We start from the raw sequence: 22,463 nt of genomic DNA on the forward strand, positions 1-22,463 counted from the left end.
GGCACGAAGTCTACGTGGCCCGGCGGGCGGCGACGACGGCAGTGCGGGGTTGGAGCGGTGGGGTCGCTCCGGGGAGTGCGGGTGTGGCTACGGGCGCGGCGCCACGGCGTCCAGGAAGCGCTGCGCCTCGACCCGGTCCTTGGCGCGGCGGCGGTCCTCCAGGACGGAGGTCCAGGCGTTGCGGCGGGCGGTCCGCTGGCCGCTGCTCATCAGCAGCGACTCGACGGCACGCAGTGCATCGGTGAACGACGGAATGGCGGTGGCGCGAACAGGCGCGGCCTGCATGGTGGAGGTCCCCCTCGGATTCGGCGGTTCGGGGCCCGGGCTGTACGTGGTGTGAAACCAGGGTCACTGATTGGTGTTACCAGGGCGTGACCGACCGGTCAAACACCTATGAAGCCTTGATACGAGGGGCGAAAAGCCTGACGCGGCCCTGACGCGCCCGCTAGCTGCGGGGACGTCATGGACCGCGTCCATCGGCCACTACCCGGCGGTAGTCGCTTGTGTGGGGATTCACATCATGGAGATGGCACGGAGTGCCAATTCCGTTCCCGCCGCCGGGTCAGACCGCCTGCGAGGCGATGTACGATCCGCGCTTCTCCACGGCCATGCGGTACAGCCGTCCGGCGCGGTAGGAGGAGCGCACCAGGGGGCCGGACATGACGCCGGAGAAGCCGATCTGCTCGGCCTCATCCTTCAGCTCCACGAACTCGTTCGGCTTGACCCAGCGCTCCACGGGGTGGTGGCGGACGCTCGGGCGCAGGTACTGGGTGATGGTGACCAGCTCGCAGCCGGCGTCGTGCAGTTGGCGCAGCGCGTCGCTGACCTCCTCGCGGGTCTCGCCCATGCCGAGGATCAGGTTCGACTTCGTCACCAGGCCGTAGTCGCGGGCGGCGGTGATGACCTTCAGGGACCGCTCGTAGCGGAAGCCGGGGCGGATGCGCTTGAAGATCCGCGGGACGGTCTCGACGTTGTGGGCGAAGACCTCGGGCCGGGAGGAGAAGACCTCCTCGAGCTGCTCGGGAACGGCGTTGAAGTCCGGGGCGAGGAGCTCGACCTTGGTGTGCCCGCCCTCGCGGGCGGCGGTCTGCCGGTGGATCTGGCGCACGGTCTCGGCGTAGAGCCAGGCGCCGCCGTCCTCCAGGTCGTCGCGGGCCACACCGGTGATGGTGGCGTAGTTCAGGTCCATGGTGACCACGGACTCGCCGACACGGCGGGGCTCGTCGCGGTCGAGCGCCTCGGGCCTGCCGGTGTCGATCTGGCAGAAGTCGCACCGCCGGGTGCACTGGTCGCCGCCGATGAGGAAGGTCGCCTCACGGTCCTCCCAGCACTCGTAGATGTTCGGGCAGCCGGCTTCCTGGCAGACCGTGTGCAGGCCCTCGCTCTTCACGAGGTTCTGCATCTTCGAGTACTCGGGACCCATTTTCGCCCGGGTCTTGATCCACTCGGGCTTGCGCTCGATGGGGGTCTGACTGTTGCGGACCTCAAGGCGCAGCATCTTGCGTCCGTCGGGTGCGACTGCGGACACGTCGGCTCCCTGTAGCTTCGATTCTTCGGCGTACACCAGGGTACGCCCGTGTTTGTGGGCCCTACCGGTCAGGCCAACCCCGCGACCGTGGGGGGCATTCCCAGGTCAGGCGGAGGCCTTCTCGATGAGTCGCGGCAAGAGCTCCGCGTTCTCCAGGACGTCCTTCAGATGCCGCTCGACCACGGGCAGCACCTCCGTGACCGTCACGTCCCGGCCCAGCTCGTTCGCCAGGGAGGTGACGCCCGCGTCCCGGATGCCGCAGGGGATGATCCGGTCGAACCAGACGTTGTCCGGGTTCACGTTCAGCGCGAAGCCGTGCATCGTGACGCCCTTGGCGACGCGGATGCCGATCGCCGCGATCTTGCGGTCCTCCCGGCGCTGGCCGGCGTTGGAGGGCGCGTACTCCGGGCCGTTCAGCCGGGGGTCGAACTCCTCGTCGGCGAGCCGCGGGTCGAAGTCCAGGGAGAGCCCGCCGAGGGAGGGCCGCTGCTCCACCGGGTCCCCGAGGACCCACACGCCGCTGCGTCCCTCGACCCGGGTGGTCTCGAGGCCGAACTCCGCGCAGGCGCGGATCAGGGCTTCTTCGAGGCGGCGTACGTGGGCCACGACGTCGACCGGGCGCGGGAGCTTCTGGATCGGGTAGCCCACCAGCTGACCGGGTCCGTGCCAGGTGATCTTGCCGCCGCGGTCCACGTCGATCACGGGGGTGCCGTCCAGGGGCCGCTCGTCGTCCGCCGTGCGCCGCCCCGCGGTGTAGACCGGGGGGTGCTCCAGCAGCAGGCAGGTGTCCGGGACCTCGTCGGCGAAGCGGGCGGCGTGCACCCGGCGCTGCTCGTCCCAGGCGACCTGGTATTCGACGGCCTCGGCCCCGAACCCCACGCGGACGAACCGCAACTCACTCACGGCAAGCGCCTCCCTAGAAGCCTCGTAAGGCGCGAACGGCGCCCACGCCACTGTACGTCCAGCCGCTGCGGGCCGAGTCCGGGCGGGGTGCCACCGCCTCCCGGCCATGCGCGTCATCCGATCGGGCAATCCTCACACGATCGGATGAATGGATGCCGATGCCTGCGATCGACTGCTCACTCTCCGCTACATTCACGCCGTTCACAGGGCCATCAGGGCTGCTCACAGGCGATACGGAGACCGCACCGCAGATGACGGAACGACCCGCGCAGCGCACCCCCAACCGACAGCTCGCCGCGCTCATCGCAGAAGCGGGGTTCTCCAACGCAGGTCTCGCCCGTCGCGTCGACCAGCTGGGGCTCGAACACGGGCTCGATCTCAGATACGACAAGACCTCCGTGACGCGCTGGCTGCGCGGTCAGCAGCCGCGCGGCACCACCCCCGCGCTCATCGCCGAGGTGTTCACCCGGCGGCTCGGACGCCGGCTCACGGCGCAGGACCTCGGGCTCGACGCGTGTGCCCCGGTGTACGCCGGGCTGGAGTTCGCCGCCGGCCCGGAGGAGGCCGTCGACATCGTCAGCGGCCTGTGGCGCAAGGACTCCGGCAGCCACGCGGAGCTGCGGAAGATCGCCTTCACCCCGGCCGGGCTGGTCGTGCCGAGCCGGGACTGGCTGATCGGCCGGGCCGACGACAAGGTGAGCCGCGGGGAGGTGGTCCCCCGCATCCCGGCCCAGGGCCGTCCCGCGGTGCCCCGGCAGCGCGGCCACTCGGAGCGCGGCCCCGGCCAGAAGGTCAGCGGGGGCGACATCGCAGCGCTCCGTTCGGTCGGCGAGCTGTTCCGCGCCCTCGACCACGCCTACGGCGGCGGCCACGCCCGCCAGGCGCTGGTGCGCTATCTGGAGCACGAGGCCGAGCCCATGCTGCGCGGCACCTACGGCGAGCAGACGGGCCGCCGGCTGTTCGCGGCGGCCGCCGATCTGACCCGGCTCGCGGGCTGGACGTCGTACGACATCGGTGCGCACGGTCTCGCCCAGCGCTACTTCGTCCAGGCGCTGCGGCTCGCCCAGGCGGCCGGTGACCGGATGTACGGGGCGTACGTGCTCGTCACGATGAGCCGGCAGGCCGTCTACCTCGGCCACGGGCGGGAGGCCGTGCAACTCGCGCGCGTGGCGCAGCAGGGGGTGGGCGGCTCGGCGCCGCCCGCCATCCAGGCGCTGATGCACGCCGTCGAGGCGCGCGGCCACGGAGTACTGGGCGAGGTGCGCGCGTGCACGGCCTCGCTCGTCCGGGCCGAGCGGGCCCTGGAGACCGCCCGCCCCGGCGACGAACTGCCGTACTGGGCCCGGTTCTTCGACGAGGCTCAGCTCGCCGACGAGTTCGGGCACTGCCACCGGGACCTGCAGCAGTACCGTGCGGCCGTCCAGCACTCCGAGCGGTCGTTGCAGCTGCGGGCGGCCGGGTTCGCCCGCAGCCGGCTGTTCTGCCGGGTCGTGCTCGCCTCGGCGCGGCTCGGCCTCGGCGAGCTCGACCAGGCCTGCCAGCTGGGGGCCGAGGCCGCCGGGCAGGCGTCGGAGATGCGGTCGGTGCGGGCGGTCGAGTACGTGCGGGACTTCGAGCGCCGCCTGGAGCCGTACAAGGACGCGGCGCCCGTGCGGGGATACCGCGACAAGGTCGCCGCGCTCAGCTGAGGCTCAGGCCGCCGTGGCCAGCGGTTCCGCGGCGTGCAGGGGCCCCGCACCCAGGTCCGCCAGGACCGCCTTGGCGGCCCGGGCGCCGGAGTGCAGTGCGCCCTGCACCGTGCTGGAGTCCCGGTGGTCGCCGCACACGTACAGCCCGGCCAGCAGCCGCACCGTCCGGCGCAGGTCGTGCGGCGGCCGCATCGCCGGGACGGCCCGCGCCGTGTGGTGCACGGCGAGCGTCTCCCAGCGCGTGGTCGAGGTGCCGTGGAGGCGGGCCAGATGAGCCCGTACGGCACCGTCGACGTCGTCCGGGGGCGTGCCCAGCACCGTCGAGGAGATCAGGGCACGGCCCGCGGGCGCCCGGGACGGATCCACCAGGCTGACGACGGCCGTGTGCGACACCGGTCCGTCGCGGTCCGCGTCCAGCAGCAGCGAGGCCCCGGTCGACGGCGGCTCGTCGGTCGTGTGGTGGACGACGGTGACCGGATGGAAGCCGGGCACGCGCAGACCGGGCAGCAGCTCGGCGGCGGCATGCGCGTCGGTGGCCAGCAGGACGGAGCGGCAGCGGAGTTCACCGTGGTCGGCGGTGGTCACCGAGGTCGTGGAGACGGAGGTGACGCGGACGCCGGTGTGCACCGTGCCCGGTGGCAGCGCCCGTGCCAGCAGTTCCGGCAGTGCCTCCGCGCCGCCCTCCGGCAGGCACAGCCGGCCGCGCGCGAAGGCGTGCAGCGCGAGGTCGGCGCAGCGGCTCGAGGTGGTCAGCTCCGGGTCGCACAACAGGGCGGCGAGCAGCGGACGCAGGAAGCCGTCGACGGTACGGGCCGGGAGCCCGCGGTCCGTGAGCGCGTGCCGGGCGGGCGACTCGGGCCGGGCGAGCAGCCGTTCGACGGGGGTGGCGGCGATGCGCGCGAGCGCCGCGCCGAGCCGAGCCTGGTCCACGGCACTGCCGAGCGGCGCCGCGGGCCGCGGCACGGCCGCGCGGGATCCCGTCGCCCTCGACAGCGCGGCGCGCGCTCCGGCCGCTCCGAGCCCGGCGCGCGGCGCGGAAGACGTGAGGGGAGCACTGGCGAGGGCGCGAACGGCATTGAGTGCGCCCCGTGCGCCCCCCGCGCCCCCTCCTGCCGGGGGCGGGCTCGCACGATGGTGGCGACCCTCGCTGTGCACCAGGACGCCCGGTGCGAAGGGGCGCAGGACCAGTGCGTCGAGCCCCGGGGTCAGGCGCAGTTCGGGATAGGACGTGGACAGAAGCTGTCCGATCCTGTCGAGCCGGAAGCCGTCGACCTTCTCGGTCGACATGCGGCCGCCGACGCAGTGAGCGGCCTCCAGGACCGCCGTCGACACTCCTGCACTGGTCAGCCGGTGGGCCGCCGCGAGGCCGGCGACTCCGGCCCCCACGATGACGACGTCCGCCTGGTACACGGGCTCTAGCACGTGCCCCTCCTCGAGGTTGTGCGGCCGGTGGAGACGTCATGCCCCCAACAGGCGTCCGGAATACCCGAGTTCGGGATGAGCGTAGGTCCGTGAACGGTCGGGCGAAGTCGCGCATGGACAGAGCACGGTCGCACGGTGGTCGCATACGGTCGAACACGGGCTTTGCCTCCGGCCGTTCGGCCCCGCGGCTACGACCGGAGCGCCGCTCGCAACGCCTCGTCGATCTCCGGCTGGGCGAACGAGAACCCGGAGTCCAGCAGCCGTCCCGGCAGCACTCGCGCACTGCCGAGCACGTCCCCGGCCATCTCGCCGAGCGCGAGGCGCAGAGCCTGCGCGGGCGCCGGGAACAGTGTCGGCCGGTGCAGCACACGCCCCATCGCCGCAGTGATCTCACGGTTCGTCCGGGGCTGAGGTGCCGTCAGGTTGAAGGGGCCGGACAGGTCTTCGCGGTCCATGAGGTGGCGGATGGCGGCCACCTCGTCGTGCAGCGAGATGAAGGACCAGTACTGGCGCCCGTCACCCAGCCGCCCGCCGAGCCCCGCCTTGAAGAGCGGGAACAGCCTGCCCCAGGCACCGCCCTCCCGGGCCACCACCAGGCCCGTCCGCACGAACACCGTTCGTACGCCGGCTTCCTGCGCGGCGTCCGCGGCCTCCTCCCACTCCACGCACAGCGAGGGCAGGAAACCGTCCCCGGGCGGCGCCGTCTCGTCCACCGCGCGGTTCCCGGTCTCGCCGTAGTAGCCGATCGCGCTGCCGCTGACGAAGACGCGCGGCGGCTCGGGAAGGGCGGCGACGGCCTCCGCGAGCGCCGCCGTGCCGAGCACCCGGCTGTCGCGCAGCGTCTTCTTGTACGCGTCCGTCCAGCGGTGGTCGCCGATGCCCGCGCCGGCGAGGTTGACCACCGCGTGGCACCCGAGAAGACCGGCCGTGTCGATGTACTGCTCCTCGGGGTCCCAGCAGACCTCGCCCTCGCCGCTGGCCGCGCGCCGCACCAGGCGGACCACCTCGTGCCCGTCCGCGGTCAGGGACCGCACCAGGGCGCTTCCGATGAGACCGGACGCACCGGCCACGGCGATTCGGGAACGTTCCATGACCCCATCCTGCCCGGTGCACCCCGTCCGGCCCGTCCGGCGGCCCCGGGATGCGACCGGACGGATCCTCGTACGCCCGCCGTACAGTGACCCTCATGCCCGTTCCGTACATACGCCACGCCACCGACGACGACGAGGAGGCGCTCGGCCGGCTCGACCGGGTCACCTGGTCTGCGCTGCACTCCGTCCAGCCGCGGCCCCGGCCGCCGTACGAGCCCTTCTTCACCGAGCGGTTCGGGCCGCGGGACCATCTGGTCGCCGAACTCGGCGGCGTCGTCGTGGGCTACGTCCGGCTCGGATTCCCGACGCCGCTCGCGTGCAACTCCCACGTCCGGCAGATCCAGGGCCTCGTCGTCGCGGACGAGGCACGCGGCAGGGGGGTCGGGCGGGCGCTGCTGCGGGCCGTGCAGGAGGAGGCACGGCGGCGGGGAGCCCGCCGCATCACCCTGCGGGTCCTCGGGCACAACACCCCGGCGAGGGCGCTCTACGAGTCCGAGGGGTTCGTGGTGGAGGGGATCCTGCCCGAGGAGTTCCTGCTCGACGGCGAGTACGTCGACGACGTGTTCATGGGGCGCTTCCTGGCCGGGCCCGCGCCCGGCCAGGTCGGTTCATGAGGCGGTGAGCTCCCCCGTGTCCACCGCCGCCGTGGCGTGCGCCGCGCGCCGGGCGTCGCCCGAGACCTCGTCGGCCGTCAGCACATAGCCGGTCTCCTGGTCCGAGGTGGAGCGGGCGAAGACGACGCCGTAGACCCGGCCGTCGGTGGTGAGCAGCGGGCCGCCGGAGTTGCCGGGCAGGACGGTCGAACGGATGGAGTAGATCTCCCGGGTGACGGTGTCGGTGCTGTAGATGTTCGGGCCCGTCGCCCGGATCCGGCTCGCCACGGTGGCCGCGCGCAGCGTCAGGCCGCCGTCCTCCGGATAGCCCGCCACCACCGCGGCGTCCCCGCGCTTGGCGCCGGTGTCGAAGCGCAGGACGGGGGCGCGCAGATCGGGCACGTACAGCACGGCCACGTCGCGGTCCGGGTCGAAGAGCACCACACGCGCCGCGTACGCCGGTCCGACGCCGCCGATCCGCACGCTCGGGTGATCGATGCCCGCCACCACGTGGGCGTTGGTCATCACGTGCTGGGCCGCGTACACGAAACCGCTGCCCTCCCGGCCCTGGATGCCCGAGGCGCCCTCCACCTTGACCGTGCTCAGCTTGGCGGCGTTGGTCGCGCTCGCCGTGACGCTGTCCCCGGTGGGCCTCGCCACCCCGGCCGAAGGCTCGTTCTCGAAGGGGTTGAAGACCTGCGGGAAGCCCGCCTGGGTGAGTGCCGAGGTGGCCCGTGAGAACCACGTCGGAGTGGTGTCCGGCATCGTGTTCTGCACGGCGCCCAGCAGCCTCGAGTCCCGGATCGCCTGGGTGACCAGCGGGGACGAGGAGGCGCCCAGGACGCTCGCGGCCACCCACGCCACGATCAGCACGGACACCGCGTTCGCCGCCGCGCCGCCGACCCCGTCGGCCACCCGCAGCGGCCCGTGGTCCAGCTCGCGCCGCAGCTTGAGCGCGAGGCGCCCCGCCAGCTCGTGCCCTATCGCCGCCGGGACCAGCACGGTGACCACGGCGGTCACCGTCGCCGCGGTGGTTCCCCGCGTCACCAGGTTCATGACCCAGGGCAGGATCCACACGCCCACCGCGGCACCGCCCACGAAGCCGGCCAGGGAGACACAACCGGCCACCAGCCCCCGCCGATAGCCGGAGGCCGCGTAGGCCAGGATCACGAGGATGAGCAGTATGTCGAGCAGGTCCACTGAGCCGCCTTTCTCTCGGACCCCCTAGTACGCGCGGCGCGAGCCCGGTGATCAGCCACCCGCGCAGGTGCCCGGAAACGGGGCACGCACGCATCGACCTGTAAGAACGCCGCGGACCGTGACAATGGTTCCGCCAGGTGGCACACCACACATCGCGGATGTTGCGGGACGGAAGGAAAGTGGCTCCATGCGTGACTTCCGAAGAACGTGGGGGGCCTGGAGCAGCGGTGCGCCGAGGCTCAAGAGTGCCGTCCTGCTGCTGCTCGGCTGCCTGCCCGGGGTCGCCGCAGCCGGCGCACTGGTGGTGTGCGCCTCCGGCGTCGAGCGCCCGGTCCTGGTCCGTACCCCGCGCCCGGTCGTGGCCCGGTCCGCCGTCCTGCACCAGGCCCCGAAGCCGCGCATCGTGCTGAGGGCGGCCTGGGCGGACGCCGCCACCCGGGACCAGCCGCCACCGCGGTACGACGACAAGGTCGTCGCCGTCTTCGTGCACCACACCGACTCGCCCAACCGCTACGACTGCGCCACCTCGGCACGCATCATCCGCTATCTCTACACCGGCCAGCGAGGCGGCCGCCACTGGGACGACATCGGCTACAACTTCCTCGTCGACCGCTGCGGCACCATCTACGAGGGCCGCGCGGGCGGTGTCGACCGGCCCGTCATGGGGGCCCACACCCAGGGCTTCAACCACCGCACGGTCGGCATCGCCGCCATCGGCACCTTCACCGCGGGCGTGCCCGTGCCCAAGGCCATGGTCGACTCGATCGCCGCCCTCGCCGCCTGGAAGCTCGGCGTCGCCGACATCGACCCGCGCTCCAAGGTCCGGCTCGTCTCCAGCAACGGCCTCAGCCGGTACAAGGCGGGGACCCCCGTCATGATGCCCGCGCTCGCGGGTCACAACGACGGTTATTCGACGAGCTGCCCGGGTGCGGCGCTCAAGGCGCTGCTCCCTTCGATCAGGGAGGAGGCGGCCCGTCTCCAGGGCCGAAGGTGAGGGGTCCCCGGCCCCCGCACGGAAGACACCACTCACAGCGGCGTCACAGTCCGCACGCAGAGCCCTCCGATCCCCGCCTCCTACGGTTTGCGGCACGAGCCGACCGGAGGCGGGGATCATGCGCGGCAGCGATCGTGCACGGGCCGGGCGGGCGAGCACCCGGGCCGAGGCCGTGCGCGCCCCCCGGACTCCGGTCCGTGCGGTCACGACGGTCGTCCTCGGACCGGCGGCGTCCACGGCGTCCGCCCTCGACCGGGCCGACAGGGCCCCGTTGCGCCATGCGGCCCGGCGGGGCGGGGCACCGCGGCGCCTCGGCACGGGCGGCCGGTGGAACGCGGGGCCACCGGTCCGCCTGGGTGGTCCGCCGGAGCGCGGTGTGAGTGACGACGCCATCGGCATCAGCCCTTGAACCGATCCCACAGCCTGGGATAGCGCTCCGCGAGCACGGATTCGTTCTCCAGGTCGAAAGAGGTCCCCGCCGGTTCGGAGGCCGCGGGCGGGATGCCCAGGTCGGGTGCCACGGTTCCGGTGAGCTGCTCGTACGCCTCGTCCGCCGCGTAGCCGAGCTCCTCGCCGTCCCCGTCCACCTCCTCGTCGAACTCCGGCAGGAGATCGGCGAGCGAGTCGGGGTCGTGCAGGGCGCCCTCGAAGACGTCCCGCCCCTGGCCGATCAGCCAGCACCGGAAGAAATCGAACGCATCGTCACTCGCCCCGTCGAGCAGGACCCAGGCGGCACCCCACAGGTCCCAGCGGTAGGCGCGGTTGTAGCGGGACTCGAAATGCCGGGCGAAGTCCAGGACGGAGTCGGGGTCGAGCCGGACGAGCCGTTCGACGAGCTGGTCGGCCTGCTCGTCGGCGTCGCCCTCGGCGGCTTCCCGGCTCGCATCCACCAGGTCCCAGAACTCCGTCTCGTCCATCACCCGACCAGCATCGGCCCTGCGCCGGTGGGGCGCACGTGGAGTGCGGCGGATCGTTATGAGCGGTAGAGCTCCGCCAAACGTGTGGCGTCGCCCGCGAAACGGGCCCGCAGCCCCTCGGGGGAGAGCACCTCGACCTCCGGCCCCAGACCCGTGAGTTGGGCGTGCGCCACCTCCTCGGACTCCACCGGCAGGGTCACCGTCACCCAGCCCCGCTCGTCGGGGGCGTCCGCCGCGGTGAGCGCCAGTCGGGCCGAGACGGGATCGACGGCGTACGCCAATCTCCGTACACCGTCCTCGGACAGCCGCACCACGACCTCGGCCCGCAGGATGGACCGCGCGAACTCCTGTGCCCGCTCGGCCCAGAAGGCCGGCAGATCGAACTCCTCGTCCCGCCCGAACCGGTCCTCACCGGAGATCACGGCCGTGAAGCGGTCGATGCGGTACACCCGGAAGGAGCCGTGCTCCGCCACTCGGGCGCACAGGTACCAGACTCCCGCCTTGAGGACGAGCCCGTACGGCTCGAGTTCCCGCTCCACCGTGTCCTCGCCGCGCCGGTAGCGCGCGGTGATCCGCCGGTCGTCCCAGACCGCGTCAGCGACCGCGGGCAGCAGCCGGGGCGTCGCGGGTTCGGTGAACCAGGCGGGCGCGTCCAGGTGGAACCGCTGCGCCGCCGTGCGGGAGGCGTCGCTCAGGGAGGGCAGGAGGGCCGCGGACACCTTCAGCCGCGCCGCGGAGGCGGCGTCCTCCAGGCCCATCTCCCGCAGCGCACCCGGAACCCCGCTGAGGAACAGCGCCTCGGCCTCGCCGCGCGCGAGCCCGGTCAGCCGGGTGCGGTAGCCGCCGACCAGCCGGTACCCGCCGGCCCGCCCCCGTTCGGCGTACACCGGCACCCCCGCCTCCGACAGCGCCTGGGCGTCCCGGGTGACGGTGCGCTCGGACACCTCGAGCTCACGGGCCAGCTCGGCCGCGGTCATGGACGGCCGGGACTGCAGCAGCAGCACCATTTTGATGAGACGGGCGGCACGCATGCCGTCATCATGCCGTGCGCCACCGGATCGACGGCCCGATCGCCCGGGAGGAGCACTGCGCTCCCGCCGTCGGAAACGGTGAAGGGGTACGGCGGCCGCCGTACCCCTTCACCGATGTCCGGCCCCTACAGGCCGTACCTGTCCCGGGCCTCCTTCACGGCCGTGGCCTTGACCTCGCCACGCCTGGCGAGCTGGGCCAGGGCCGCGACCACGATCGACGGGGCGTCGACCCCGAAGTGGCGGCGGGCCGCCTCACGGGTGTCCGAGAGGCCGAATCCGTCGGCGCCCAGCGAGGAGTAGTCCTGCTCCACCCACTGCGCGATCTGGTCGGGAACCTGGCGCATGTAGTCGGAGACCGCGAGGACCGGGCCCTCGGCGCCCTGCAGGGCCTGGCGCACGTACGGGACGCGCTCCTCGCCCCGCAGCAGCGCGGCGTCGGCCTCCAGGGCGTCGCGGCGCAGCTCGCCCCACGACGTCGCCGACCACACGTCCGCGGCGACACCCCACTCCTCCGCGAGCAGCTTCTGCGCGCCGAGCGCCCAGTGGATCGCCGTGCCGGAGCCCAGGAGCTGGATGCGCGGGGCGTTCGCCGCCGGGGAGAGTCCTGCCGACTCCGCCGTGTTGTAGCGGTACAGGCCCTTGACGATGCCCTCGTCGATACCGGCCACCCCGGGCTTCGCGGGCTGGGGCAGCGGCTCGTTGTAGACGGTGAGGTAGTAGAAGACGTTCTGGTCCTCGCCCGGAGCCGCCTCGCCGTACATGCGGCGCAGGCCCTCCTTGACGATGACCGCGATCTCGTACGCGAACGCCGGGTCGTAGGTCAGCGCCGCGGGGTTGGTGGCGGCGATGACGGGGGAGTGGCCGTCGGCGTGCTGCAGACCCTCACCGGTCAGCGTGGTGCGGCCGGCGGTGGCGCCGACGAGGAAGCCGCGGCCGAGCTGGTCGCCGAGCTGCCACATCTGGTCGGCCGTGCGCTGCCAGCCGAACATCGAGTAGAAGATGTAGAACGGGATCATCGCCTCGCCGTGCGTCGCGTACGCGGTGGACGCGGCGATGAAGTCGGCCATCGAACCGGCCTCGGTGATCCCCTCGTTGAGGATCTGGCCGTTCTTGGCCTCCTTGTAGTACATCAGCTGGTCGCGGTCGACCGGCTCGTACGTCTGGCCCTTGGGCGAGTAGATGCCGAGCGAGGGGAAGAGCGACTCCATACCGAAGGTGCGCGCCTCGTCGGGGACGATCGGCACCCAGCGCCTGCCGGTCTCCTTGTCGCGGACCAGGTCCTTGACCAGCCGGACGAAGGCCATGGTGGTCGCGACGTTCTGCGAGCCGGAACCCTTGTCGAAGGAGGCGAACGCCTTCTCGGCCGGCGCCGGCAGCGGGGCCGGCGGGTGGATCCGGCGGGCCGGGGCCAGGCCGCCGAGGGCGGCACGGCGCTCCTGGAGGTAGCGCACCTCGGGGGAGTCGGCGCCCGGGTGCGCGTAGGGGACCACCCCGTCCTCGAACCGGCTGTCGGGGATGGGCAGTTCGAGCAGGTCCCGCATGGTCTTGAACTCGTCCACCGTCAGCTTCTTCATCTGGTGGTTGGCGTTCTTCGACGCGAAGCCCTGGCCGAGCGTGAAGCCCTTGACGGTCTGCGCCAGGATGACCGTCGGTGCGCCCTTGTGCCCCAGGGCCGCCTTGTACGCCGCGTAGACCTTGCGCGCCTCGTGGCCGCCGCGGGAGAGGTGGAAGCACTCGAGGATCTTGTCGTCGCTCAGCAGCTTCGCCATCTCGACGAGCGCCGGGTCCTTGCCGAAGAAGTCCTCGCGGATATAGGCGGCGTCGCGGGTCTGGTACGTCTGCACCTGCGCGTCCGGTACCTCGCGCAGCCGGCGTACCAGGGCACCGGTGGTGTCGAGCGCGAACAGCTCGTCCCAGGCCGAGCCCCACAGCGACTTGACGACGTTCCAGCCGGCACCGCGGAACTGGGCCTCCAGCTCCTGCACGATCTTGAAGTTGGCGCGGACCGGGCCGTCGAGGCGCTGCAGGTTGCAGTTGATGACGAAGGTGAGGTTGTCCAGCTCCTCACGGGCGGCCAGCGCGAGGGCCGCCGTCGACTCGGGCTCGTCCATCTCGCCGTCGCCGAGGAACGCCCACACGTGCGAGGACGAGACGTCCTTGATGCCGCGGTTGGTGAGGTAGCGGTTGAAGCGCGCCTGGTAGATCGCGGAGAGCGGGCCGAGGCCCATGGAGACGGTCGGGAACTCCCACAGCCAGGGCAGTCGCCGCGGGTGCGGGTAGGAGGGCAGACCGTTGCCGCCGGCCTCCTGGCGGAAGTTGTCCAGCTGGGCCTCGGTGAGGCGGCCGTCGAGGAAGGCGCGGGCGTAGATGCCGGGCGAGGCGTGGCCCTGGACGTACAGCTGGTCGCCCGAGCCGTCGCCGTCCTTGCCCTTGAAGAAGTGGTTGAAGCCGGTCTCGTAGAGCCAGGCCGCGGAGGCGAAGGTGGCGATGTGGCCGCCGACGCCGTGCTTGCTGCCCCGGGTCACCATCGCGGCCGCGTTCCAGCGGTTCCAGGCGGTGATCCGGGCCTCCATCGCCTCGTCACCGGGCGCGGCGGGCTCGGCGGCGGTGGGGATGGTGTTGACGTAGTCGGTCTCGAGCAGCTTGGGCAGCGCGATGCCGGCGCCCTCGGCACGCTCCAGCGTGCGGCGCATCAGATACGCGGCACGGTGCGGCCCGGCCGCCTTGGTCACGGCGTCCAGGGAGGCCTGCCATTCGGCGGTCTCCTCGGGGTCGCGGTCCGGGAGCTGGTCGAGCTCGCTCGGCCGGATGGCGTTGGGGTCGGTCATGTCGCCGCCTTCCTCAGTCGAAGGGGGTGCCCTCATCGGTAAGGGTCGGGGTGCCCTTGGTCTTTGGCAGGACAGGGCTGGGGCTTCGGTGGAAGCCCATCGGTGACTGTAACTCCCTGATCGATGATCGATCAAAGGGGGCAGGGCCAAAAACCCTCGATCACGAGAAAGTCGGCACGGGGTGCCTCGACGGAAGACACCGGGTGCCGCTCCGATGCGGGGTTTCCGCAGGTGGAACCGCGTTTGAGCGGCCGGCTGCTCGGGTGTTCGAGGACCTCATGCGCGGGGTGCGCAGCCGAGGACGTGGGCCTTCACTATGTCCGCGATCCGTGGATCGCGGCGGCGGAACGCGGCCACCAGCTCCTCGTGCTCCTCAGCGTAGGACTGCTGCACCGTGCCCAGCCACCGGATCGACAGCGCCGTGAACACCTCGATGCCGAGCCCTTCCCAGGTGTGCAGCAGCACCGAGTTGTGGGCCGCCCGCACCAGCTCCCGGTGGAACGCCACCGTGTGCCGCACCTGTCCGGTCCCGTCCGACCTGCGGTCCGCCTCGTACAGCGCGGTGACGTGCGGTTCGAGGGCGGAGCAGTCCTCAGCCAGCCGGTCCGCCGCCAGTTCGGCCGCGATGGCCTCCAGACCGGCTCGCACGGGGTAGGACTCCTCCAGGTCCGCCGCGGTCAGATTCCGCACCCGCACGCCCTTGTTGGGCGCCGACTCGATCAGCCGCAGCGACTCCAGCTCCCGCAGCGCCTCACGGACCGGCGTCTGACTGACCTCCAGCTCCGTGGCGATCCGCCGCTCCACGATCCGCTCGCCCGGCTTCCAGCGCCCGCTGACGATCCCCTCCACGATGTGCTCGCGGATCTGTTCGCGCAGCGAGTGGACGACGGGCGCGGTCATGAGGGCTCCTTATGCGGGGGCTGACGTTTAGACAATAAGGCCGTCTCCCCGTCCCGGAAGGGTGCGTGGCGGCGCTTTCGCGCAGGTGAGACAAGACTTACACGCCCCTCCGTCGATACGCCGCGCCCGGGCCGTCCAGGGCCTTCGCGGCGCCGTTTCCGCCGTGCCACCGGCGGAAACGGCCCGCTTCGGACTCCGTCGACGGCCGGGTACGTCCGGGGCCCCGGGCCGGGCGGGACCGGGGCGGCCGCGCGGCCGGACGTGGGACGAAAACGCGGCGCCCCCGCCCGGAAGGTTCCGGACGGGGGCGCCGCAGGTTCGGTCACCTGGCGGTGGCTCAGAGGCCGAGCTCCACCTCGAACTCGCCCGCCTCCAGGATGGCCTTGACCGCGGTCAGGTAGCGGGCCGCGTCGGCGCCGTCCACCAGACGGTGGTCGTAGGACAGGGTCAGGTAGGTCATGTCGCGGACGCCGATGACCGTGCCCTCCTCCGTCTCGAGCACGGCGGGGCGCTTCACGGTGGCGCCGATGCCGAGGATCGCGACCTGGCCCGGCGGCACGATGATCGTGTCGAACAGCGCACCGCGCGAACCGGTGTTGCTGATGGTGAAGGTCGCGCCGGACAGCTCGTCCGGGGTGATCTTGCTGGCCCGGACCTTGCCCGCCAGGTCGGCCGTGGCCTTGGCGATGCCGGCGATGTTGAGGTCACCGGCGTGCTTGATGACGGGGGTCATCAGGCCCTTCTCGGAGTCCACCGCGATACCGATGTTCTCGGTGTCGAAGTAGGTGATGGTCCCCTCGGCCTCGTTGATCTTGGCGTTGATGACCGGGTGGGCCTTCAGCGCCTGGGCGGCCGCCTTGACGTAGAACGGCATCGGGGAGAGCTTGACGCCCTCGCGGGCCGCGAACGCGTCCTTGCCCTGGGCGCGCAGGCGCATCAGGCGGGTCACGTCGACCTCGACGACCGAGGACAGCTGGGCCTGCTCGTGCAGAGCCTTGACCATGTTGTCGCCGATGACCTTGCGGATCCGCGGCATCTTCACGGTCTGGCCGCGCAGCGGCGAGACCTCCAGGACCGGGGCCTTCTTCGCGGCCGGAGCGGCGGCGGCCGGAGCCGCGGCCGGAGCGACGGCCTTCGCGGCCTCGGCGGCGGCGAGGACGTCCTGCTTGCGGATACGGCCGCCGACGCCGGTGCCCTTCACGGTGGACAGGTCGACGCCGTTCTCGGCGGCGAGCTTGCGCACCAGCGGGGTCACATACGCACCCTCGTCGGTCGGCTGGGCGGCGGCCGGGACCGGGGTGACCGGGGCGGGGACCGGAGCCGGAGCCGCGGGCCGGACGGGAGCCGGGGCGGCAGCGGCGGGCGCGGCCGGAGCGGCGGGGGCCGGAGCCGGAGCGGCGGGCGCCACCGGAGCGGCGGGCGCCACCGGGGCGGGGGCCGGAGCCGCGGGCTGGGCCGGGGCCGGGGCGGCAGCGGCGGGAGCCGGGGCGGCACCCGGGGCGCCGATGACGGCCAGCTTGGCGCCGACCTCGGCGGTCTCGTCCTCGCCGACCACGATCTCGAGCAGCACGCCGGAGGAGGGCGCCGGGATCTCGGTGTCGACCTTGTCCGTGGAGACCTCGAGCAGCGGCTCGTCGGCCTCGACGGAGTCGCCGACCGACTTCAGCCAGCGGGTGACGGTGCCCTCGGTGACCGACTCGCCGAGCGCGGGCAGGACCACGTCGGTGCCCTGGGCGGCACCGGCGGGAGCGGCCGGGGCCGGGGCGGCGGCGGGGGCCGGGGCGGCCGGAGCCGGGGCGGCAGCGGCGGGTGCGGGCTCGGCGGCCGGCGCGGGCGCCTCGGCGGCGGCCGGGGCCGGAGCGGCGGCGGGGGCACCCGTGCCGTCGTCGATGACGGCCAGTTCGGCGCCGACCTCGACGGTCTCGTCCTCGGCCACCTTGATGGAGGTCAGGACACCGGAGGCCGGTGCGGGGATCTCGGTGTCGACCTTGTCGGTCGAGACCTCGAGCAGCGGCTCGTCGGCCTCGACCCGCTCGCCCTCGGCCTTCAGCCAGCGGGTGACGGTGCCCTCGGTGACGCTCTCACCGAGCGCCGGAAGGGTTACGGAAACCGGCATGGTTTCGGTTGCTCCTTACGAATTGCGGAAGTCTGTGTCGTCGCGTCCGAAGACTGAAGGCGTCAGTCGTGGGAGTGGAGGGGCTTGCCGGCGAGAGCGAGGTGGGCCTCGCCGAGCGCCTCGTTCTGCGTCGGGTGGGCGTGGATGAGCTGGGCCACCTCGGCCGGCAGCGCCTCCCAGTTGTAGATCAGCTGCGCCTCGCCGACCTGCTCGCCCATGCGGTCGCCGACCATGTGGACGCCGACCACGGCACCGTCCTTGACCTGGACGAGCTTGATCTCGCCCGCGGTCTTGAGGATCTTGCTCTTGCCGTTGCCCGCCAGGTTGTACTTGAGAGCGACGACCTTGTCCGCGCCGTAGATCTCCTTGGCCTTGGCCTCGGTGATGCCGACGGAGGCGACCTCCGGGTGGCAGTAGGTGACCCGCGGCACACCGTCGTAGTCGATCGGAACGACCTTCAGACCGGCCAGACGCTCTGCCACCAGGATGCCCTCGGCGAAGCCGACGTGCGCGAGCTGGAGGGTCGGGACCAGGTCGCCGACGGCGGAGATGGTGGGGACGTTCGTCCGCATGTACTCGTCGACGAGGACGTGACCGCGCTCCATGGCGACCCCGACCTCCTCGTAGCCGAGACCCTGGGAGACCGGGCCGCGGCCGACGGCGACGAGGAGGACCTCGGCCTCGAACTCCTTGCCGTCGGCGAGGGTGATCTTGACACCGTTCTGGGTGTACTCGGCCTTCTGGAAGAAGGTGCCCAGGTTGAACTTGATGCCGCGCTTGCGGAAGGCGCGCTCGAGAAGCTTGGAGGAGTTCTCGTCCTCGACCGGAACGAGGTGCTTGAGGCCCTCGACGACCGTGACGTCGGCACCGAAGGACTTCCACGCGGACGCGAACTCGACGCCGATGACGCCGCCGCCCAGGATGATCGCGGACTGCGGCACGCGGTCCAGGAAGAGGGCGTGGTCGGAGGAGATGATGCGGTTGCCGTCGATCTCCAGACCCGGCAGCGACTTCGGCACGGAACCGGTCGCCAGGAGGACGTGGCGGCCCTGGATCCGCTGACCGTTCACGTCGACGGAGGTCGCGGAGGACAGACGGCCCTCACCCTCGATGTAGGTCACCTTGCGCGAGGCGATGAGGCCCTGCAGACCCTTGTACAGGCCCGAGACGACCTCGTCCTTGTACTTGTGGACGGCCGGCACGTCGATGCCCTCGAAGGTGGCCTTGACGCCGAACTGCTCGCTCTCGCGGGCCTGGTCGGCGATCTCGCCCGCGTGAAGCAGAGCCTTGGTGGGGATGCAACCCCGGTGCAGGCAGGTACCGCCGACCTTGTCCTTCTCGATCAGGGCGACGTCCAGGCCCAGCTGCGCCCCGCGCAGGGCCGCGGCGTAACCACCGCTACCACCGCCGAGGATCACTAGGTCGAAAACGGTGCTGGCGTCGTTCGCCACGTCACGTCCTCCATGCATGTGCGCCGTGCGCCGGTCGTCGGTGACCGGCAGGCGGCTGGTGTCCGGCCGCTGAAGCTTCGGCCCTTCGGTGGGGGCCCTGTCCTGCCGTGGCCCATCTTCGCACTTGTCGGCGGCCGTGGTGGCGCCGGGCCCGGGTGTGCGGCGTCTGATCCGTCACGTCCGGAGGTCGTGGCGGCACAGGCCCGGACGGATTTCGTCGAGGGCGTAACGAGGTGGCGCCCATGAGGGCGGCCCCGGGCTCGACTCGAGCTCCGGGGCCGCCCTCATGGGTCCGCGCGACGTCAGCCGAGGTCGCCCGCGGCCGTCTGCTCAGCGAGCCGGACCAGGGTGCGCACGGCCGAGCCCGTGCCGCCCTTGGGGGTGTACCCGAAGGGGCCCTGCTCGTTGAAGGCGGGGCCGGCGATGTCGAGGTGGGCCCAGGTGATGCCCTCGCCGACGAACTCCTTGAGGAAGAGGCCGGCCACCAGACCGCCGCCCATCCGCTCACCCATGTTGGCGATGTCGGCCGTGGGGGAGTCCATGCCCTTGCGCAGGTGCTCCGGCAGCGGCATGGGCCAGGCCTCCTCGCCGACCTCCTGCGCGGTCTCGTGCACCGAGGTGCGGAAGTCGTCGTCGTTCGACATAATCCCGAAGGTGCGGCTGCCGAGCGCGAGCATCATCGCGCCGGTCAGGGTCGCGACGTCCACGATCGCGTCCGGGTTCTCCTGCGAGGCCGCCCACAGCGCGTCGGCGAGGACCAGCCGGCCCTCCGCGTCCGTGTTGAGGACCTCGACGGTCTTGCCGCTGTACATGCGCAGCACGTCGCCGGGGCGGGTGGCGGAACCGGACGGCATGTTCTCGGCGAGGGCGAGCCAGCCGGTGACGTTGACCTCGAGACCGAGCCGGGCGGCGGCCACGACCGCGGCGAAGACCGCCGCCGCGCCGCTCATGTCGCACTTCATGGTCTCGTTGTGGCCGGCCGGCTTCAGGGAGATGCCGCCCGAGTCGTAGGTGATGCCCTTGCCGACGAAGGCCAGGTGCTTGTCCGCCTTGGCGTTCGTGTACGACAGCTTCACCAGGCGGGGAGCGGAGGCCGAGCCGGCGCCGACTCCGAGGATGCCGCCGTACCCGCCCTTGGTCAGCGCCTTCTCGTCGAGCACCTGCACCTTGAGGCCGTGCTCCTTGGCGGCGCTCTGGGCGATGTCCGCGAAGGCAGCCGGGTTCAGGTCGTTCGGCGGGGTGTTGATCAGGTCGCGGGCCCGGTTGAGCTCCTCGGCCACGGCGACGGCACGGTCGACGGCCGCCTTGTGCGCCTTGTCGCGCGGCTTGCCGCCGAGCAGGGCGACCTCGCCGAGCGGCGCCTTGCCGTTCTTCCCGCCCTTGGCGTTCTTGCCGTTCTCCTTGTAGGTGTCGAACGAGTACGCGCCGAGCAGGGCGCCCTCGGCGACGGCACCGAGGTCCGCGGCGTCCGTGACGGGCAGCGCGAAGACGGCCTTCTTGGCGCCGGCGAGGGCGCGGGCCGCGGAGCCCGCGGCGCGGCGCAGCGACTCGGCGGAGTACGCGCCGTCCTTGTCGGGCTCGGCACCGAGGCCCACCGCCACCACGACGGGCGCCTTGAAGCCGGAGGGCGCGGGCAGCTTCGTCACCTCGCCCTCGACGCCCGAGGCGCCCAGGGTCTGCAGGGTGGCGGCGAGTCTGCCGTCGTACGCCTGGTCCACGGTTTCGGCGCCCGGTGCGACGACCGGGCCCTCGGCGCCCTTCGCGACACCGACCACGATCGCGTCGGCCCGCTGGCCGGCTACCGCGGCGGTGCTGAGTGTGAGAGCAGTCACGGTGGTGAAATCTCGCTTCCGATTGAGTTTCGGTGGCCGAACGGATTGGGGTCGACCGGCCCGGGACGACCCTAGATTGCTCAGAACGTGCGGTCTTCACCTGGGCTGGGAAACACCCGGCACGAGCCTACGCTCGGTGGCCGGGTTCGCTCGCGCCCGCGGTGGTCCGTCCCGCCGTGGCGAAGGGCTCCCCGCCGGCCCGGTCACGCCCGCGAGGTCCGGGTCCCCGGCGCCGCTCCGGCGGGCGCGCAGCGCGGACACCCGGTCGACCGCGCAGTCCACGGGTCCGGGATCATCCTCGGGACACGTCGCCGCAACGCCTGGAGCCCGCCCCCGTGAAGCGCCCGGTCCTCCTCGCCGCCCTGATCCTGCTGCTCGCCGGCTGCGCCACCGCCACCGAGGAGCACAAGGAGCCCGGCCGCGCCCGCTGGCAGCCGCGCCCCGGTGTCGCCTGGCAGTGGCAGCTCAGCGGGCGCCTGGACACCTCCGTCGACGTCCCGGTCTACGACATCGACGGCTTCGACCACGAGAAGTCGGCCGTCGGCGCGCTGCACCGCGAGGGCCGCAAGGTGATCTGCTATCTGTCCACCGGGGCCTGGGAGGAGTTCCGCCCGGACGCGAAGAGGTTCCCGAGGTCCGTGCTGGGCCGTGGCAACGGCTGGCAGGGGGAGCGCTGGCTGGACATCCGCCGCACCGATGTCCTCGAACCCCTCATGGCGGCCCGCCTCGACATGTGCCGCCGGAAGGGCTTCGACGCCGTGGAGCCCGACAACATGGACGGCTACCGGAACGACACCGGCTTCCCGCTGAAGGCCGCCGACCAGCTCCGCTACAACCGCCTCGTGGCGAGGCTGGCCCATGAGCGGGGGATGGCCGTCGGCCTCAAGAACGACCTCGGCCAGATCCCACGGCTGGTGGGGGACTTCGACTTCGCGGTCGACGAGCAGTGCGCCCAGTACGGCGAGTGCGAACGGCTGAAGCCGTTCATCGCCGCCGGGAAGGCCGTCTTCCACGTGGAGTACGAACTGCCGACCGGCCGCTTCTGCGCCGAGGCCCGCCGTCTGAAGCTGAGTTCGATGCTCAAGAAGTACGATCTGGGCGCCTGGCGCCGGCCCTGCTGAGTCCGGCGGCGGGCACGGCCGGCCTGAGGACGACAGGCCCTAACCGAGCGACAGCACCACCAGCGCGGCCGTCCCCGCGGTCTCCGCGAGGCCGCCGAACACATCGCCCGTCACCCCGCCGAAGCGGCGGGCGCAGTGCCGCAGCAGCAACTCCGCCGCGGCCACGGCGACCACCACCGCGGCCGCCGCGCGGACGGCGCCGTACGTCGCGGACAGCGCGCCCCCCGCGGCCGCCGCGCCGGTGACGGCCACGGACACCGCCAGCGCCCCGCGGACCGGGACGACGCCGGCCACCGCGGCCCCGAGTCCCTCCGGCCGGGCGGCCGGTATCCCGCGGCGCGCGGCCAGCGTGAGGGCCAGTCGCGCGGCGGTCGCGGAGACGGCGGCGGCCAGCGCGCCCCGCTCCCAGGAGCCGCCGTACGCCTCGGCGAGCGCGGCCACCTGAGCCAGCAGCACGAAGACCAGCGTGATCACACCGAACGGCCCGATGTCCGACTGCTTCATGATCCGCAGCGCCTCCGCCGCGGGCTTGCCGCTGCCGAGCCCGTCGGCCGTGTCGGCGAGCCCGTCGAGGTGCAGCCCCCGGGTGAGCACGGCCGGGACGGCGGCGGCGCAGACGGCGGCGAGCAGGGGACCGGCCCCTGCCAGGAGAGCGGCGGCGCCGAGCAGCCCGGCGATCCCTCCGACCACGGCTCCGGCCAGCGGCGCGCACAGCATCCCGGCCCGCGCGGCGACCCGGTCCCAGCGCGTCACCGGGACCGGGAGCATCGTGAGGGTGCCGAAGGCGAAGCGCAGACCGTGCAGCGGCGGGATCCTGATCACGGCGGCAGACTAGCCGGAGCCTCCCG

General features: G+C 72.4%; 19 protein-coding genes. 5 read left to right on the forward strand and 14 right to left on the reverse strand.

The annotated features are described in order from the left end of the window. Nucleotides 1–87 precede the first annotated feature (87 nt). The 3 genes from ACSHXN_RS29085 to lipB form a co-directional block, all read right to left on the reverse strand. Entirely contained in the window at nt 88–285 is a 198-nt protein-coding gene (locus tag ACSHXN_RS29085; protein WP_355132253.1) for an SCO2195 family GlnR-regulated protein, read from the reverse strand. Between the two features lie 277 nt (nt 286–562). Further along, on the reverse strand, nt 563–1,528 hold the full coding sequence (gene lipA, locus ACSHXN_RS29090; protein WP_356295502.1) for a lipoyl synthase: 966 nt from the start codon (nt 1,526–1,528) through the stop codon (nt 563–565). A gap of 105 nt (nt 1,529–1,633) precedes the next feature. Continuing rightward, a complete protein-coding gene (gene lipB, locus ACSHXN_RS29095; protein ID WP_438304226.1) occupies nt 1,634–2,431 on the reverse strand; it encodes a lipoyl(octanoyl) transferase LipB in 798 nt (265 codons plus the stop codon). Between the two features lie 251 nt (nt 2,432–2,682). Between lipB and ACSHXN_RS29100 the strand changes: the two genes are divergently transcribed. Further along, complete coding sequence (locus ACSHXN_RS29100; protein WP_383359746.1) at nt 2,683–4,119, forward strand: regulator; 1,437 nt, start codon at nt 2,683–2,685, stop codon at nt 4,117–4,119. Nucleotides 4,120–4,122: 3 nt separating this feature from the next. Here ACSHXN_RS29100 and ACSHXN_RS29105 read toward each other — a convergent pair whose 3' ends face one another. Further along, complete coding sequence (locus ACSHXN_RS29105) at nt 4,123–5,541, reverse strand: NAD(P)/FAD-dependent oxidoreductase (protein ID WP_355132257.1); 1,419 nt, start codon at nt 5,539–5,541, stop codon at nt 4,123–4,125. Nucleotides 5,542–5,729: 188 nt separating this feature from the next. Further along, nucleotides 5,730–6,632, reverse strand: a complete 903-nt coding sequence (locus tag ACSHXN_RS29110) for a TIGR01777 family oxidoreductase (protein WP_438304228.1) — start codon at nt 6,630–6,632, stop codon at nt 5,730–5,732. A 95-nt stretch (nt 6,633–6,727) separates the two neighbouring features. On the opposite strand from ACSHXN_RS29110, the gene ACSHXN_RS29115 reads away from it, so the two are divergent. Then, nucleotides 6,728–7,246 (forward strand): GNAT family N-acetyltransferase, encoded by a 519-nt coding sequence (locus ACSHXN_RS29115; RefSeq protein ID WP_355132259.1) that lies wholly within the window; start codon nt 6,728–6,730, stop codon nt 7,244–7,246. Here ACSHXN_RS29115 and ACSHXN_RS29120 read toward each other — a convergent pair. Beyond that, the gene (locus ACSHXN_RS29120; RefSeq protein ID WP_356295493.1) at nt 7,241–8,425 is read right to left on the reverse strand and encodes a MarP family serine protease; all 1,185 of its coding nucleotides are present in this window, start codon (nt 8,423–8,425) and stop codon (nt 7,241–7,243) included. The two genes, ACSHXN_RS29115 and ACSHXN_RS29120, sit on opposite strands and share 6 nt — an antisense overlap. Nucleotides 8,426–8,612: 187 nt before the next feature. Between ACSHXN_RS29120 and ACSHXN_RS29125 the strand changes: the two genes are divergently transcribed. Together ACSHXN_RS29125 and ACSHXN_RS29130 are read left to right on the forward strand one after the other, a co-directional pair. Further along, nucleotides 8,613–9,419 (forward strand): peptidoglycan recognition protein family protein, encoded by an 807-nt coding sequence (locus ACSHXN_RS29125; RefSeq protein WP_355132261.1) that lies wholly within the window; start codon nt 8,613–8,615, stop codon nt 9,417–9,419. Between the two features lie 118 nt (nt 9,420–9,537). Then, nucleotides 9,538–9,828: a hypothetical protein gene (locus ACSHXN_RS29130; protein WP_355132262.1), complete on the forward strand. Its 291-nt coding sequence runs from the start codon at nt 9,538–9,540 to the stop codon at nt 9,826–9,828. On the opposite strand, the gene ACSHXN_RS29135 is transcribed toward ACSHXN_RS29130, so the two are convergent. The 7 genes from ACSHXN_RS29135 to ACSHXN_RS29165 form a co-directional block, all read right to left on the reverse strand. Continuing rightward, nucleotides 9,818–10,336 (reverse strand): DUF4240 domain-containing protein, encoded by a 519-nt coding sequence (locus ACSHXN_RS29135; RefSeq protein ID WP_355132275.1) that lies wholly within the window; start codon nt 10,334–10,336, stop codon nt 9,818–9,820. The two genes, ACSHXN_RS29130 and ACSHXN_RS29135, sit on opposite strands and share 11 nt — an antisense overlap. A 56-nt stretch (nt 10,337–10,392) precedes the next feature. Further along, entirely contained in the window at nt 10,393–11,367 is a 975-nt protein-coding gene (locus tag ACSHXN_RS29140) for a helix-turn-helix transcriptional regulator (protein WP_355795527.1), read from the reverse strand. 125 nt (nt 11,368–11,492) lie between these two features. Continuing rightward, a complete protein-coding gene (gene aceE / locus ACSHXN_RS29145; protein WP_355132264.1) occupies nt 11,493–14,195 on the reverse strand; it encodes a pyruvate dehydrogenase (acetyl-transferring), homodimeric type in 2,703 nt (900 codons plus the stop codon). Nucleotides 14,196–14,471: 276 nt separating this feature from the next. Then, nucleotides 14,472–15,095, reverse strand: coding sequence for a GntR family transcriptional regulator (locus tag ACSHXN_RS29150; RefSeq protein ID WP_059126043.1), 624 nt, complete (start codon nt 15,093–15,095; stop codon nt 14,472–14,474). 337 nt (nt 15,096–15,432) lie between these two features. Further along, a complete protein-coding gene (gene sucB / locus ACSHXN_RS29155; protein ID WP_438304233.1) occupies nt 15,433–17,211 on the reverse strand; it encodes a 2-oxoglutarate dehydrogenase, E2 component, dihydrolipoamide succinyltransferase in 1,779 nt (592 codons plus the stop codon). A 62-nt stretch (nt 17,212–17,273) separates the two neighbouring features. Beyond that, a complete protein-coding gene (gene lpdA / locus ACSHXN_RS29160) occupies nt 17,274–18,662 on the reverse strand; it encodes a dihydrolipoyl dehydrogenase (RefSeq protein ID WP_355795533.1) in 1,389 nt (462 codons plus the stop codon). A 302-nt stretch (nt 18,663–18,964) separates the two neighbouring features. Beyond that, nucleotides 18,965–20,494, reverse strand: coding sequence for a leucyl aminopeptidase (locus ACSHXN_RS29165; RefSeq protein ID WP_355140552.1), 1,530 nt, complete (start codon nt 20,492–20,494; stop codon nt 18,965–18,967). A 335-nt stretch (nt 20,495–20,829) separates the two neighbouring features. Between ACSHXN_RS29165 and ACSHXN_RS29170 the strand changes: the two genes are divergently transcribed. Beyond that, nucleotides 20,830–21,615, forward strand: a complete 786-nt coding sequence (locus ACSHXN_RS29170) for an endo alpha-1,4 polygalactosaminidase (RefSeq protein ID WP_438304235.1) — start codon at nt 20,830–20,832, stop codon at nt 21,613–21,615. Nucleotides 21,616–21,654: 39 nt separating this feature from the next. Here the strand turns inward: ACSHXN_RS29170 and ACSHXN_RS29175 are convergent, their stop codons facing one another. Continuing rightward, entirely contained in the window at nt 21,655–22,383 is a 729-nt protein-coding gene (locus tag ACSHXN_RS29175; RefSeq protein ID WP_355140579.1) for an adenosylcobinamide-GDP ribazoletransferase, read from the reverse strand. Between the last annotated feature and the right edge of the window lie 80 nt (nt 22,384–22,463).

It is taken from the genome of Streptomyces sp. HUAS TT11 (genome assembly GCF_051553595.1).
Classification (GTDB): domain Bacteria; phylum Actinomycetota; class Actinomycetes; order Streptomycetales; family Streptomycetaceae; genus Streptomyces.